This window comes from Verrucosispora sioxanthis (assembly GCF_010560025.1).
In the GTDB taxonomy this organism is placed as follows: domain Bacteria; phylum Actinomycetota; class Actinomycetes; order Mycobacteriales; family Micromonosporaceae; genus Micromonospora; species Micromonospora palythoicola.
On record NZ_SAIY01000007.1, the window covers coordinates 179,482 to 193,868 of the forward strand.

Sequence of the window (14,387 nt, forward strand, 5' to 3'; positions counted from 1 at the left end):
CACGGAGGTGAGCTGCGCTATGCCGAATGAAGCTCGACGAGGGTGACCTGAGGCTCCGCGCCGACCCGTACCGGAGGCCCCCAGAAGCCGGCGCCGTTGGTCACGTAGACCTTGGTCCCGTCCACCTCACCGAGCCCGGAGACGACCGGCTGTTCCAGCTTCACCAGCAGGTTGAAGGGGACGATCTGACCGCCGTGCGTGTGGCCGGACAGTTGCAGGTCGACCCCGTACCGCGCCGCCTCCAGGGCCGCCACCGGCTGGTGGGCGAGCAGCACCACCGGCCGGGACGGGTCACGGTCACCCAGCGCGGCGTCGTAGTCCGGCGGCGCGGAGACACCGTTGCCGACGGCGGAGACGTCGTTGACGCCGGCCAGGTCGAGCACTCCACCACGGGTGGCGATCTCCAGTCGTTGGTTCTGGAGCACCCGCAGCCCGAGCCGGTCGACCTCGGCCACCCACTCCTCCACCCCGGAGTAGTACTCGTGGTTGCCGGTGACGAAGTAGCTGCCGTGGCGTGCTTGCAGGTCGCGCAGCGGTGCGGCGTCGTCGCCCAGCTCGGCCACCGTGCCGTCGACCAGGTCGCCGACCACGGCGACGATGTCGGCGTCCAGCCGGTTGATCGCGGCCACGATCCGCTCGGTGTGCGCCCGGCCGGTCAGCGGGCCGATGTGGATGTCCGAGACGGTGGCGATGCGCAGGCCGTCCATGCTGCGGGGCAGCTTGGCCAGCCGGATCTGCACCCGGTCCAGCCGGGGCGGACCCAGCGCGGTGCGTACGCCGTAGCCGACCAGGCCGGTGGCGGTGAGTCCGGCGAAGATCGCGGCACCCCGGGCGAGCAGCAGGCGGCGGCCCGGATCGTGGTCGGGGCCGACCGCGCCGGCGGCCGGTCCATCCGTCGGACCGTCGGCGGTCGGCTGGGCTGGTGCACCCGGCGCGGCCGGCTCGCCGTCGGCCGGCTCGTCGGTCGACGACCCGGGCACGGGGGCGGCGGCCGGACCGACCAGTACCGGCTCCGGAGCGACCAGGACCGACCGGCGGCGCAGCACCAGCCGCGCCACCACCATCGGGACTTCCAGCACGACGAGCAGCACCAGCAGGTAGAACATCAGCGCGAGCCAGAGGTAGCCCGGCCAGGCCAGCCAGTACATCCCGGCTCGGGTGCCGACCATCGTGGCCGGCACCAGCAGGGCCAGCACCACGGCGGTGACCGTGCCGGCCCGCCGCCAGCGTCCGGCGGTGGTGGTGTCCTTCACCAACCGTTTCCACAGGTAGAGATGGATCAACCCGGTGATCACGGCAAGGGTGATGACGAAGCCGAGTACCGCGAACACGTGTGGCTCCCCCTCAGCCGCCGGCGAAGGGAGGCAGGACGTCGATCGTCGCCCCGGCCGGCAGCGGCTTCTGCCGATCATGACAGGTCACGCCGTCGATCAGAAAACTCGACACCGCCAGCACCGGTGCCAACCGGCCGCCGTGCCGCTCGGCCAGCTCGGCCACCAGTTCGTCGAGCGACCGACCAGCGGTGGTGGTCTCCTCGGCGCGGCCGGCCGCGGCCCGGGCCCCGGCGAAATAGCGGACGGTGACGCTCGCCACGGTCAGCCTCCGATGGCCGACATCGGCCGGGTCGGTTGCAGGAAGGACGGGTCGTCGATGCCGTGCCCGGCCCGCTTGCCCAGCGTCGCCGCCCGCCAGCGGCGGGCCAGTTCCTCGTCGTCGGCTCCGGCCCGCAGCGCACCGCGCAGGTCCGACTCCTCGGTGGCGAACAGGCAGTTGCGGATCTGCCCGTCGGCGGTGAGCCGGGTCCGGTCGCAGTCGCCGCAGAAGGGCCGGGTCACCGTGCCGATCACGCCGACCCGGGCCGGGCCGCCGTCGACCAGCCAGGTCTCGGCGGGCGCGGTGCCGCGTTCGGTCGGGTCCGGGCTGAGGTCGTACGCGGCACGCAGCGCGGCCAGGATCTCGTCGGCGGTCACCATGGCGGCGCGATCCCAGCCGTGCTGCGCGTCCAGCGGCATCTGCTCGATGAACCGCAGCTCGTAGCCGTGGTCGAGGGCGAAGCGCAGCAGCGTCGGTGCCTCGTCCTCGTTGACACCGCGCATCAACACGGCGTTGATCTTGACTGGCGTCAGCCCGGCGGTGGCCGCGCCGGCCAGACCGGCCAGCACGTCGGCCAGCCGATCCCGACGGGTGAGTCGGGTGAAGCGTTCCCGGTCCAGCGTGTCGAGCGAGACGTTCACCCGGTCCAGTCCGGCGGCGCGCAGCGCGGGGGCGAGTCGGTCCAGGCCGATGCCGTTCGTGGTGAGCGAGATCCGGGGGCGCGGGTCGAGGGCCGCGACGGCTTCGACGATGCCGACCAGACCGGGACGGATGAGCGGTTCACCGCCGGTGAACCGCACCTCGTCGACCCCGAGCCGGCACACCGCGACCCGGATCAGCCGGACCACCTCGTCGTCGGTGAGCAGGTGCGGCCCGGCCAGCCAGGGCAGCCCCTCGGCGGGCATGCAGTAGGTGCAGCGCAGGTTGCACTTGTCGGTCAGCGACACCCGCAGGTCTCGGGCGACGCGGCCGTACCGGTCGACGAGGCCGGTGGGCGGGGGGAGGCTCACTGGTCGACGGTAGCGCGACCGACCCCGTTCAGGGCGTCCCGGGCGCTGCGGGTTACCGAATCGCGGTACGCGGCACCGAGGAGCGCGGTGTGCACGAGCAGCAGGTGCAGCTGGTGCAGCGGCACCCGGGCCCGCCATCCGTCGGCGAGCGGCCAGCTCTCCTGGTACGCCGCCATGATCCGGTCGTGGTGCGGCGGGCCGCCGAAGAGCGCCAACTGGGCCAGGTCGGTCTCCCGGTGCCCACCGTGCGCCGCCGGGTCGACCAGCCAGACCCGGTCGTCGTCACCCCAGAGCAGGTTGCCCGGCCAGAGGTCACCGTGGATGCGGGCGGGTGGCTCGTCACCGCCGAACTCGTCGACCCGGGCGATGACCTGCTCGACCAGGGCCGCGTCGGCGCTGGTGAGGGCTCCACCGTCGACCGATCGGCGCAGGTAGGGCAGCAGCCTGGCCCGAGCGAACCACTCCGGCCACGGGCCGTCGTCCGGCGTGTTGTCCGCCGGCAGCGCGCCGATGAACCCGGGCCACCGAGCGCCGAACGCGTCGGCACCAGCCCGGTGCAGTCCGGCCAACTCCCGCCCGAGACGGTCGGCCGCCGCCGGGCTCGGCTCCCCCGGCTCGATCCACTGAAGGGCCAGCAACTGCGGCAACGCGACCAGCACCTCCGGTACGGCGACCGCATCGGCCTCGCGTAGCCACCGCAGCCCGGCCGCCTCCGCGGCGAAGAATCCCTCCGGCACCGGCCGATCCGCGTGCTCCGGCCAGGACTTCGCGAACACCGAGTGACCGTCGTCCAGGGTCAACCGGGAAGCCGCACAGATGTCGCCGCCGGACACCGGCGTCTCCCGGATCCGCTGATGGGTCAGGAAGGTGGGCAACTGCTCGGGATGCGCCCGCAGGTACGCCAGATCCATCCCCGCAACGTATCGCCAACGGGACGGCTTCCACTTCCCGACGGCCGCCGATTCCTGGTGAGCAGCGAGAACACTCTGTGTAACTGTGGATAAGTGGCGTGTCGTCCACAGGGGCAGCGGCGCGGGATGCCGGGCTCGCAGGCTGCCTGCATGAACTCGACCGAGCTGCCCCGACTGTCCGTACGCTCTCCCGCCGACCTCATCGCCGCCGTGCCGTACCTGCTCGGCTTCCATCCCACCGACAGCATCGTGGTGGTGGCGCTGTCCGGTAAGCGGATCGTCTTCGCGGCGCGCGGCGACCTGCCCGGCGACGCCGACCCCTACGAGCCCGGTCAGCACATCGCCGCGGTGACCGCCCGACAGGGTGCCGACTCGGCCACCGTCGTCGGGTACGGTCCGGCCACCCGGGTGACCCCGGCGGTGGACGCGGTCCGGGCCGCGCTGGCCGAGGCCGGGCTGGCCGTGCTCGACGCGCTGCGGGTCACCGACGGGCGGTGGTGGTCCTACCTCTGCACCGAGCCGGAGTGCTGCCCGCCGGAGGGCACCCGTTACGACCCGCAGTCCAGCGCGGTGCCGGCGGCGGCGGTCTTCGCCGGACAGGTTGCCCTGCCCGACCGGGCGGCCCTCGCCGCACAGGTGGCTCCGGTCGGTGGGGAGGCGATGCGGGTGGCGGTCGAGCAGGCGGAGCAACGTCTCACCGACCTGCTGGCCACCGCGCCCGCCGCCGACCTGCTCGGTGCCCGGCCCACGGGCGGCCGGCACGGCGGCGTTGCGGGCCACGGTGCGGCGCCACCGTGCTGGTGAGCGGCTGACCGACGACGAGCTGGCCTGGCTCTGCCTGCTCCTCACCCACCTGCCGGTACGCGACCACGCCTGGGAGCGCACCGACGGCCGGGACGAGGACATCGCGTTCTGGGCCGAGGTGCTGCGCCGCGCCGCGCCGGAGCTGATCGCCGCCCCGGGCTCCTGCTCGCGTTCGCCGCCTGGCGGGACGGGCAGGGCGCGTTGGCGGCGGTGGCCCTGGAGCGGGTGCTGACCGACCATCCGGACTACTCGCTCGCCGTGCTGCTGGACGACCTGCTCCGCCGGGAGTGCCACCGTCCCGGCTGGACGGCTGGCCGGCGACCGGTCTGCCGAGAGCGCGGCGTCGGGCGCGGCGGCGCGCACGACGGCGTCCTCGATGACCGGCTCCCCGAACAGAGCCCAACCGGCAGGTGTCGGCGGCGTCTGCTCGACGCCGGCGCTACCGTCCAGGGCGGTGGCGACGCGGGCGATCGGCGGGGTCACCGCCCTGGCGGCGGTGCCGGATAATCGCCGCATGCCCGAGATTGCTCCTGGTACGGCATGAGCCTTGCCCTGCTGCTGTCCCTGGCCGGGCTGGCGCTGGTGGACAGCACCAGCATCGGCACCCTGTTCATCCCGGTGTGGCTGCTGCTGGCACCGGGGCCGGTGAGCGTCCGGCGGGTGATGATCTACCTCGGCACCATCGCCGGCATCTACTTCGTGGTCGGGTTGCTGCTGTACTTCGGTGGTAGCGGCTTGGCTGAGCTGCTGGGCGGTGCGCTGGACAACCGGCTGGTGCTCTGGGGTCAGCTGGTGCTCGGCGTCGGCCTGCTCGTGCTCAGCTTCCGGTACGACGGCAAGCGGGGTGCCGGTACGGGTCGGGTGCTGCGCTGGCGGGACCGGGTGACCGCCGGTGACTCGTCGTCGCGTTGGCTGGTGGGGTTGGCGCTGTTCGCCGCGTTGGCCGAGGTGGCGACGATGCTGCCGTACCTCGGCGCGCTGGGTCTACTCGCCACCTCCGGCCTGGCGGTGCCCACCAGCATGGCGCTGCTCGTCGGCTACTGCCTGGTCATGGTCTTGCCGGCGATGCTGTTGCTGGGCGCCCGGGTGGCCTGGCCGAGGCTTGTCGAGCCGGTGCTCGCCCGGCTCAACGCGTGGATCGTCCGCTCCTCGGGCAGCATGCTCGGCTGGGTGCTGGGCATCGCGGGTTTCCTGATCGCTCGGGACGCCGCGGCCCGGCTGGAGCTGTTCGAGATGCTGGCCAACCGCTGACGGTGGGCCGGGACGCGGTCAGTCGGCGACCCGGTGCCCGCCGGTGTAGACGTTCATCGTCCGCCCCCGCAGGAACCCGACCAGGGTCATTCCGGCCTCAGCGGCCACGTCGACCGCGAGGGTGCTCGGTGCCGACACCGCGGCGAGCAGCGGCACCCCCGCCATCCACGCCTTCTGGGTCAGCTCGAAACTGGCCCGACCCGACACGAGCAGCACCTGCCCGGTCAGCGGCAGCCGATGTTCGCGTACCGCCCAGCCCACCACCTTGTCGACCGCGTTGTGCCGACCCACGTCCTCGCGCAGCACCACCAGCTCGCCGGCCGTGGAGAACAGGCCCGCCGCGTGCAGACCGCCGGTGCGGTCGAAGCCCCGCTGCCCGGCCCGCAGCCGCTGCGGCAACTCGGCCAACAGCTCCGCCGGCACGCTGAGCGGGTCGTCGCCGACGTCGTACCGCGACCGGGTACGGACCGCGTCGATGCTCGCCTTGCCGCACACCCCGCAGGCGCTTGTGGTGGGGAAGTGCCGGGTCGGGTCGGTCACCGGGTCCGGTACCCCGGGCGCCAGGGTCACGTCGACCACGTTGTAGGTGTTCGGGGTGTCGGTGCCGGCACACAGCTGCGCGGTGGACACGTCGTCCGCGGAGCGGATCAGACCCTCGTTGAACAGGAAACCGATCGCCAGGTCGAGATCGTCACCCGGGGTACGCATGGTGACGGTCAGCGGCGGACGACGCCCAGGTCCGGCGGAACCGACCCGGATCTCCAACGGCTCCTCCGCGGCGAGCGTGTCCGGTCGCCGCACCCGGCGTCGGCCGGTCTCGGCCGCGTCCAGATCCACCCGCACCACATGACGTCGATCCGAGGCCCGTCCCACGTCATCCATCCTGCCTCGGGTCACCCGACCTGCGGCACGCCGCCCCGGCCAGGATGCGCCGGTTGCGCCGCGCGGATGATTCGTCCGTGCGTTCAGCTCGACAGGGGCTGGCCACCATGCCTGCCGCCGTCGGCTCCTCCGGGGGCGTGCGGGCGGCTAGCGTGGCGGCATGACGGCGTACGCGGCGGTGGTGCTCGCCGGTGGGGCGGGGCGTCGGATGGGCGGGCGGGACAAGCCGGTGTTACCGGTCGGCGGGGTGCCGATGCGCGAGCGGGTGCTGACCGCCGTGGCCGACGCGTCGCCCCGCATCCTGGTCGGCCCCGGACCGGCGATCACCGGAGTTCGGCTGGCCCGGGAGACGCCACCGGGCGGCGGACCGGTGGCCGCCGTCGCGGCCGGGCTGGCCCTGCTCGACCCGGAGGTACCCGTCGTCGCCCTGCTCGCCGCCGACCTGCCCCTGCTGACCCGGGACGCCGTCGGCGACCTGCTGGACCACCTGCACGGCGTCGACCGTCCCCGGTCCGCCGAGCCGGCGAGCAGGCGAGGGCCGGGGACGGTGACGGTCGACGGAGCCTGCTACGTGGACCGGTCGGGGCGACGGCAGACGCTGTGCGGGGTGTGGCGGTCAGCGGCCCTGCGGACGGCCGTCGATCGACTCACCGTTCGACGCGGCGGTGCGGTGGCCGGTGCGCCGCTGCGGGAGTTGCTCGCCGGCCTCACCGTGCGCGAGGTGACGTGGCACGGTGCCGGCCCGGAGCCCTGGTTCGACTGCGACACTGAGCGTGACCTACGGCGGGCGGAGGAGTGGACACGATGACGGTGCTGGACGACTGGGTCACGGCCGCCTGTGCGGAGCTCGGTCTCGATCCCGCGGAGGTGCCGGTGCCGACCGTGCTGGATCTGGCCCGCGACGTGGCTCACCAGGTGCTGCGACCCGGTGCGCCGGTCTCCGCGTACCTGCTCGGTCTGGCCGTCGGGCGCGGCGCTGATCCGGCCGTGGCCGTGGCCCGGCTCGCCGGGTTGGCCGCCAGCTGGCCGGTGGAACTGGGCGGCGATCCGCACCCGCGGGCGGACCCGGCCGGCCCCGACCACGGTTGACGGCCGCGTTGTCCGATCACGGTCCGGGCTGATCCGTCCCGGCGGCCTGCTGGGTAGGGTGACCGGAACGGACGGAGGCGATCATGACGGCTGACCACCCCTCGGCACCGCCCGGCACGCCGGTGCACCACGAGTCGATCCTGCTCGACGAGCCGAGCACGGCCGACCTGCGGGCGAAGGTGACCGAGGCGTGGCGGGACTTCGCCCGGGCGTTGGCGGAGCGGCTGTCCACCCTGCCGCCGGGCGCGGAGGTGGCACTGACCCTCGACCCGACCGCCTCCGGCACCGACGACGCCGTCTACTCCGTCTACGTCGAGGTGCGCAGCGACGGCCGGTTCGCCGCCCGGGCGGTGGGCAACGCCGCGCTGCCGCAGGGGTACCGGCTGGACCGGTCGGCGGTCGCGGACATGGTCGCGCTGGGCTGGTCACCGCCGGGTGTGGTGGACGGCTCGGGGGACCACTTCGGGTTGGACGCCACGGCGGACGAAGCCACCCGACTGGCCGCGCTGCTCTCCCGTACCCTGCGCGACATCTACGGTGCCCCGCACCCGGCGTTTCTCGTGTACGCGATCGCCGACGGCGAGGGCGAGCCGATCCCCGGCAAGGCGTTGGGGACGGCCCGCAGCGAGGTGAACCTGGCCCGTGAGATCGGCACCGAGCTGGAGAAGGCACTGGCGGCGACCGACGAGGCCGATGCCGATACCGAGGTGCTGGATCTGGCCGAGCGGGTACGCACGGTCGTCTCGACCATGCTCAAGTCGGACTCCGACCGGCTCCAGGTCGACTCCGACGGCGACATCAACATCCGGGCCGGCTCGGCGATGGTCTTCGTCCGGGTGCGGGACAATCCGCCGCTCGTCGACGTCTTCTCGCCGGTGCTGACCGAGGTCGAGCCGACCGAGCGGCTGTACGTGAAGCTCTCCGAGCTGACCAACCGGATGCCGATCGGGCGCCTCTACTGTGCCGACGACACGGTGTGGGCGTCGATCCCGGTCTTCGGGCGCAATTTCCAGCCGACGCACCTGATGCTCGCGGTGCAGGTGATGACCGGGCTCGCGGACGAGCTGGACGACCGCCTGCACGGCGAGTTCGGCGGCAAGCGGTTCTTCGGCGAGGGAGACAAGCCGGGACGCGGCGAGCACCGCACCGGCATGTACCTCTGAGGGTGGTCAGCGCACGTCGAGCAGGGTCTTGCCGACCGTCGACCGGGCCTCGATGGCCGCGTGCGCCTCGGCCGCCCGAGCCAACGGGAAACGCTGGCCGATCACCGCGCGCAGCCGCCCGGCCGCACCCTCCGCCAGCGCCCGCTCGGTGTACGCCCGCAGCTGGGCGGGGGTCGGCGTCGGCCGGACCAGCGTCACGCCCCGCTCGGCGGCGACCCGCGCGTCGATGCCCGCCCACTCACCGCTGGCCAGCCCGAAGCTGAACATCCGCCCGTCCCGGTCGAGCAGGTCGAACGCGTCCCGCCCGATCGGGCCTCCGACCCCGTCGAAGACCACGTCGACGGCACCGGTCGCCGACCGTACCCGCCCGACCCAGTCCGGCTCCCGATAGTCGACGGCGATCTCGGTGCCCAGCGGAGGCAGCAGGGCTACCTTGCGGGTACCGCCGGCGAGGCCGACCACCCGTGCTCCGGCGGCTGCGGCGAGCTGGACGAGCAGGCTGCCCACCCCACCGGCGGCGGCCTCGACCAGCACCCGGTCGCCCGACCGGAGTTCGGCCGCCTCGGCGAGCATCAAGGCCGTACGACCGTCGGCGAGCAGGGCCACCGCCTGGTCGAGCGGCAGCCCGTCCGGCACCGCAACCGGCAGCGCCGCGTCCACGACGACCCGCTCGGCGTACGCGCCGGAGCCGCCGGTGCCGCTGACCACCCGTCGGCCGACCAGGTCCGGGTCGACACCCGGCCCGATGCCGCTGATCAGACCGCCGACGCCGTTGCCCGGGATCACCGGCAGCGTCGCGCCGGACGGGCCGAAGCCGGTCGCCCGGAACTGGGTCTCCACGAAGGTGATGTTCGCGTGCACCACGTCGATCAGCACCTGTCCCGGTCCGGGCACGGGATCGGGTGCGGTACCCGGCACCAGCTTCTCCGGACCGCCGAACTCATGGATCCACACCGCCTGCATGTCTCCCCCTAACCGCCGCTTCCCGCCGAGTCGACCAGTTGAAGCGTGGTTGAGGTCAAGGCGGGTGGGGCCCGGAAACCCCGAGAAACCGGGCCCCACCCGCGCGGGAGGAAAGTTCAGGTTGCGGCGATCCAGGCGAGGCTCCGGGCCGACGCCGGGTCGGTGGCGCGCAGGCCCGCCTCGGAGACCGTCCAGAGCACGTCGCCGACCACGAGGGACCGTCGTACCGGCGGGCCCCACCGCCGCCGGCTGCTGTCGCCGCCGACCGGGTGGGTCACCTCGCCGATCTCGCTGACGGTGTCGCCGCTGACCCGCAGCAGCCGGACACCGGCGTCGACCGGCAGCGCCACCAGGCCGGTGTCCGGGCGGTACAGGAAGGCGTGCGGGTCGTGCTCGGCGTGGGACCACCCGCCGGGCAGGTGCCACTGGTCCAGCCGGTCCGGCCGGCCGGGATCACGGACGTCGAAGAGCGAGACCTGCACGCCCTTGGTCCTGCCCCGGGCGTCGGCCTCCTGCCCGACGCCCAGCAGGCGCCCTTCGGGCAGCGGGTGCAGGTACGCGGAGTAGCCGGTGATCTTCAGCTCGCCGGTGACCACGGGCGCGGCCGGGTCGGCGAGGTCGAGCGCGTAGAGCGGATCGGTCTGCCGGAACGTCACGACGTACGCGACCGGGCCGAGGTAGCGCACCGAGTAGATCCGCTCACCCCGCCCGAGGCCGCCGACCACGCCGACCGGCAGCAGCGTCCCGTCGTCGCGGCGTAGCACCCGAACCGCCGACTCGGATTCGCTGCCGTCGTCCCGGAATTCGCCGGTGGTGGTGGCCACCCGAAGGTGTCCCGCCCACTCGGAGAGCGCGTACTGGTTGATCAGTCGGCCGGGGACCGAACCGGCGGCCAGGAAGCGGGGACGCCCCGGCGCGGCGGTGTCGAACTGGTAGATGTCGGTGACCGGCTCGGCCGACGACGGCCGCCAGCGCGGCTTACCGGTGATTGGCTCCGGACGTGGACCCGCCAGGTAGAGGCTGGTCGCCGTGCCGTAGACGGTGTCGGCGTCGGCGGCCACCGAGACCGGATCGCCGTCGCCCAGCCGGTCACGGGTGAGGTCGAAGCTGAGCACGGTGAGGGTGGACCAGCCGGTCATCCGCTCGGGTCGACTGAGCCGGTCGCAGCCGACCCGACCGGTGTGCCGCTCCGGTCCGGCGGTCCACTCGTACTCCGGCAGCCATGCCTCGACACCGGCCCGGGCGATCACCTCGCGGTTGCGTTCGGTGCGGACCTGGTCGGTGCCCTCGGCCGTCAGCGGGAACTCCAGCCGGGCCGACGAACGGACCGCGACCCGGGCCGTGTCGCCGGTCAGCCGGGCGTCGACGGTGCTGCCCTGGATGCGGTACGTGCCGAGCACCACGGGACGGCCGGACAGGCCGATCAGCAGCAGGCGGGCGCCGCCGGGACGCCTGATCGAGCGCAGCGCGTCGGCCGGACGCGGCGGAGCCTCGCCGAGTACCAGCGCGCGGTCGCCGAGCAGCAACAGCCGGTGGTCCTGCCAGCGCAGTTCCTCGTGACCGCCGGCCAGGTCGAGTCGGCCGGTGACGCGGCGGCTCACCGGATCGACCACCCGCAGCACCCCGCCGGTGACGGTGACGATCCGTCGGCCGTCGGTCTTCACCAGGTCGGGTTCGTCGGCGCCGGCCTCGTGGTTGTTTGTCGTCGAATAGTCTGCCCCGGCGTCTCGACCGGCGGCGTCTCCCGGCGCTCCGGCGAAGGTACGGGCCGCCGACTCCGCGCCACCGATCGCCGCCTTCAGCACGTCACCGGGCAGGCCGTACGGGCCGACCGAGGCGGTGGCCGCCGCCCGCAGCTCCGTGAGGGCGTCGGCGCAGGAGTCGAAGGAGACCAGGCCGACCGGCACCATCGGTGCTCCGGCGGTGTCGGGTCCGGTCGGCGGAGGTTGCGTCACGGTCATGCTGCCGGCGAGCAGAGCGAGCGCGACAAGCGACCCGCCCGCCGTGGCGACCTTGGTTCCCCGTTTCATGGCCGGTTCGACGTGGTGGCTCCGCGTTCGGTTCCAGCCCGGGTGGGCTGTTGCGGTTTCAGCCGGTGGAGGGGCCCACTCCGGGAGACTCGACCAGCCGGGAGAGCACGATGGTGCTGCGGCTGGAGGTCACGAACGTCTCGGCCCGCAGCCGCTCCAGCGCCTCCTCGAGGTGGGCGATGTCGGCGGCCCGCAGGTGCACCAGGGCGTCGGCCTCCCCGGAGACGGTGTACGCACCGACCACCTCGGGATGACGGCGCACGGCGGCGCCGATCTGCGCCGGGGTGGTCCGTCCGGCGCAGAACAGCTCCACGAAGGCCTCGGTGGTCCAGCCGACCGAGGCCGGATCCACGATGGCCGTGAATCCCCGGATCACGCCGGCGGACCGCAGTCGATCGACCCGCCGTTTCACCGCCGGAGCCGAGAGCGACACCCGGGTGCCGATGTCGGCGTACGAGGCGCGGGCGTCAGCGACGAGCAACGCAATGATTCGCTGGTCAACGGCGTCGATCTGCAATGTTCCGCCTCTGGGAAGCAATGTTTGCGGCTGTTACCAAAGTTCTACCCTACCTACTCTTGGTGACCGTGAACCAGCAGCGCGTGCCGCGAAAGCGGACATATCTCATGTGCTCCCCCGAGCACTTCGCGGTCGAGTACGCGATCAACCCGTGGATGGACGTGACCGCCTCGGTCGACGTGGAGCTGGCGGTCAAGCAGTGGGACCGCCTGCGGGAGACCCTGGTCGACCTCGGCCACGAGGTGCATCTGCTGGTACCGGAGCCAGGTCTGCCCGACATGGTCTACGCGGCCAACGGTGCGTTCATGGTCGACGGCACGGTCTACGGGGCACAGTTCAAGCACCAGCAGCGGGCCGCCGAGGCGGCCACGCACCGGGCCTTCCACGAGTCGCAGGGCTGGCGGTTCATCGCGCCGAACGAGACGAACGAGGGCGAGGGCGACTTCGCGTACCTGCCGGAGGCGCACGGCGGGCTGATCCTGGCCGGGCACGGCTTCCGTACCGAGTTGCCGGCGCACGCCGAGGCACAGGAGGCACTCGGCCGGCCGGTGATCTCACTGCGGCTGGTCGACCCGCGCTTCTACCACCTGGACGTGGCGCTCGCCTCGATCGACGACGGCAACATCGTCTACTACCCCGGTGCCTTCTCCGCCGCCAGTCAGCGGGTGCTCGCCCAGCTCTTCCCGGACGCGGTGCTGGCGGACGACGAGGATGCCCTCGCCTTCGGGCTGAACCTGGTCAGCGACGGCGCCAACGTGGTGCTCAACAGCGAGGCCACCCGGCTCGCCGGTCGGCTCAAGGTGGCCGGCTACACCCCGGTGCCGGTGGAGCTGGCCGAGCTGAAGAAGGGCGGTGGCAGCGTGAAGTGCTGCGTCGCCGAGCTCCGGTACTGAGCCCAGACCGAGCGACGAGGCCGTCCCTGTCCGGGGACGGCCTCGTGTCGTTGCACCACTCAGCCGAGCGTGGCCAACTCGTTGACCAGCACGTTCGACACCACCTGGCCGTCGCGCTGCACCTCGCGCAGGTACCACTTCTGCTGCGGCGTACGTGGCTGGTTGAACTGCCAGGCACCGCGTGGACTGTCGATCTGCCCGATCCGGCCCAGCGCGAGGTTCACCTGCTGCGGGGAGGGTGCCTCGCCAGCGAGACGGATCGCCTGGTCGAGCACCTTGGCCGCGTCGTACGAGGCCATCGCGTACGTGGTCGGCGAGGTGTTGTGCTTCTTGCGGTACGCCGAGGCGAATCGGCGGTTGGCGGCGTTGTTGAGGTCGGCGGAGTAGTTCAAGGCGGTGCGGATGCCCAGTGCGTCGCTCGTCGGCCGGATGTCCTCTAGCACCGAGCCTTCGGTGAGGAAACCGGGGGCGTAGATCCGGCCGCGGAACCCGGCGTCACGCAGCTGCATGATGAACTCCACGGCCGCCGTGCCGGAGTAGAAGCAGAAGACGACCGACGGGTTGCCGGCCAGCGCGCGGTTGATGTCCGAGACGTAGGCGGTCCTGCTGGGACTGCTGTCGCCGGAGGTCCAGACCACCGGGGAGGCGATCCGCGGGTCGGATTCGCCGAACTCCTCACGGAAGCCACGTAGCACGTCCTCGACGCCGAGGACCCCTTCCGGCAGGATCGTGGCGATCCGGTCGGCGGCGGTGAGTTCGTCCTTCAGGTAGCGACCGAGCGCCCGGCCCGCCTCGTCGAGCACGTACGAGGTACGCCAGATGTACACGACGCTCTGCAGGCTCGGTGGGGAGGCGTTGGAACCGATCAACGGGACTCGGGCCTGCTCCACGATGTCCCGGATGCCGAACATGACCGCCGAGCTGGCCACCCCGGTCAGGGCGAGCACGCCCTGCTTGAGCAGTCCCTCGACGGCGGCCTGTCCGGACTTGACGTTGTCGCCCTCGTCGGCCGTGATCAGGTCGACCGGGTGACCGCCGAGCTGCCTGTCGTTCAGGTCCAGGTACAGCTCGAAGCCGTTGGTGAGTTCGTCGCCGATGGCCTTGCCCGCACCCGACTGTGGCGCGATGAGCCCGATCTTGACCGGGCTCGCTGAGCTGGTGACCTCGGGCTCGGCGTCGGAGCCGCACCCGGCGACGAGTCCGCTCGTACCGATCGCGGCCAGCAGCTGGAGTGCCCGCCTGCGGTTCATCTGCGACACCGGGTTCCCTTCGAATGTGTTG

14 protein-coding genes and 1 pseudogene are annotated in these 14,387 nt (G+C 72.6%); 6 read left to right on the forward strand and 9 right to left on the reverse strand.

Annotated elements, in window-relative coordinates; translation table 11 throughout:
- Positions 1-17: 17 nt before the first annotated feature.
- Genes ENC19_RS20945 through ENC19_RS20960 form a run of 4 tightly spaced genes read right to left on the reverse strand, consistent with a single transcriptional unit; the run spans position 18 to position 3,514 of the window.
- Positions 18-1,331 (reverse strand): metallophosphoesterase, encoded by a 1,314-nt coding sequence (locus ENC19_RS20945; protein WP_164448810.1) that lies wholly within the window; start codon positions 1,329-1,331, stop codon positions 18-20.
- 13 nt (positions 1,332-1,344) lie between these two features.
- Complete coding sequence (locus ENC19_RS20950; protein WP_164448906.1) at positions 1,345-1,599, reverse strand: MoaD/ThiS family protein; 255 nt, start codon at positions 1,597-1,599, stop codon at positions 1,345-1,347.
- On the reverse strand, positions 1,596-2,603 hold the full coding sequence (moaA, locus tag ENC19_RS20955; protein ID WP_309246257.1) for a GTP 3',8-cyclase MoaA: 1,008 nt from the start codon (positions 2,601-2,603) through the stop codon (positions 1,596-1,598). The genes ENC19_RS20950 and moaA overlap by 4 nt, the downstream gene beginning before the upstream one ends.
- Entirely contained in the window at positions 2,600-3,514 is a 915-nt protein-coding gene (locus ENC19_RS20960; RefSeq protein ID WP_235944964.1) for a fructosamine kinase family protein, read from the reverse strand. Before ENC19_RS20960 ends, moaA begins: the two co-directional genes overlap by 4 nt.
- Positions 3,515-3,664: 150 nt before the next feature.
- On the opposite strand from ENC19_RS20960, the pseudogene ENC19_RS20965 reads away from it, so the two are divergent.
- Both ENC19_RS20965 and ENC19_RS20970 read left to right on the forward strand, forming a co-directional pair.
- Positions 3,665-4,698, forward strand: a pseudogene (locus ENC19_RS20965) (DUF4192 domain-containing protein).
- 160 nt (positions 4,699-4,858) lie between these two features.
- Positions 4,859-5,569 (forward strand): GAP family protein, encoded by a 711-nt coding sequence (locus tag ENC19_RS20970; RefSeq protein WP_164448812.1) that lies wholly within the window; start codon positions 4,859-4,861, stop codon positions 5,567-5,569.
- Positions 5,570-5,587: 18 nt separating this feature from the next.
- Here ENC19_RS20970 and fdhD read toward each other — a convergent pair whose 3' ends face one another.
- Entirely contained in the window at positions 5,588-6,442 is an 855-nt protein-coding gene (gene fdhD, locus ENC19_RS20975; RefSeq protein WP_164448813.1) for a formate dehydrogenase accessory sulfurtransferase FdhD, read from the reverse strand.
- A 169-nt stretch (positions 6,443-6,611) separates the two neighbouring features.
- Here fdhD and mobA point away from each other — a divergent pair, with 169 nt between their 5' ends.
- From mobA to ENC19_RS20990, 3 genes are all read left to right on the forward strand, one after another.
- The gene (gene mobA, locus ENC19_RS20980) at positions 6,612-7,259 is read left to right on the forward strand and encodes a molybdenum cofactor guanylyltransferase (protein ID WP_164448814.1); all 648 of its coding nucleotides are present in this window, start codon (positions 6,612-6,614) and stop codon (positions 7,257-7,259) included.
- Entirely contained in the window at positions 7,256-7,540 is a 285-nt protein-coding gene (locus ENC19_RS20985; RefSeq protein ID WP_164448815.1) for a DUF6457 domain-containing protein, read from the forward strand. Before mobA ends, ENC19_RS20985 begins: the two co-directional genes overlap by 4 nt.
- 83 nt (positions 7,541-7,623) lie before the next feature.
- Entirely contained in the window at positions 7,624-8,703 is a 1,080-nt protein-coding gene (locus ENC19_RS20990) for a YbjN domain-containing protein (RefSeq protein WP_164448816.1), read from the forward strand.
- A 6-nt stretch (positions 8,704-8,709) separates the two neighbouring features.
- Here the strand turns inward: ENC19_RS20990 and ENC19_RS20995 are convergent, their stop codons facing one another.
- The 3 genes from ENC19_RS20995 to ENC19_RS21005 all read right to left on the reverse strand — a co-directional run bounded on the left by ENC19_RS20995 (position 8,710) and on the right by ENC19_RS21005 (position 12,213).
- A complete protein-coding gene (locus ENC19_RS20995; protein WP_164448817.1) occupies positions 8,710-9,666 on the reverse strand; it encodes a zinc-binding dehydrogenase in 957 nt (318 codons plus the stop codon).
- A 116-nt stretch (positions 9,667-9,782) separates the two neighbouring features.
- Positions 9,783-11,696: a beta-propeller domain-containing protein gene (locus ENC19_RS21000; RefSeq protein ID WP_164448818.1), complete on the reverse strand. Its 1,914-nt coding sequence runs from the start codon at positions 11,694-11,696 to the stop codon at positions 9,783-9,785.
- A 58-nt stretch (positions 11,697-11,754) separates the two neighbouring features.
- A complete protein-coding gene (locus ENC19_RS21005; protein ID WP_164448819.1) occupies positions 11,755-12,213 on the reverse strand; it encodes an Lrp/AsnC family transcriptional regulator in 459 nt (152 codons plus the stop codon).
- A 59-nt stretch (positions 12,214-12,272) separates the two neighbouring features.
- Here ENC19_RS21005 and ddaH point away from each other — a divergent pair, with 59 nt between their 5' ends.
- Positions 12,273-13,106 carry a dimethylargininase gene (ddaH, locus tag ENC19_RS21010; RefSeq protein WP_348650310.1) on the forward strand — a complete coding sequence of 278 codons (834 nt, stop codon included), beginning with the start codon at positions 12,273-12,275 and terminating at the stop codon, positions 13,104-13,106.
- Between the two features lie 59 nt (positions 13,107-13,165).
- Here ddaH and ENC19_RS21015 read toward each other — a convergent pair whose 3' ends face one another.
- Entirely contained in the window at positions 13,166-14,365 is a 1,200-nt protein-coding gene (locus ENC19_RS21015; protein ID WP_164448820.1) for an ABC transporter substrate-binding protein, read from the reverse strand.
- Positions 14,366-14,387 lie beyond the last annotated feature (22 nt).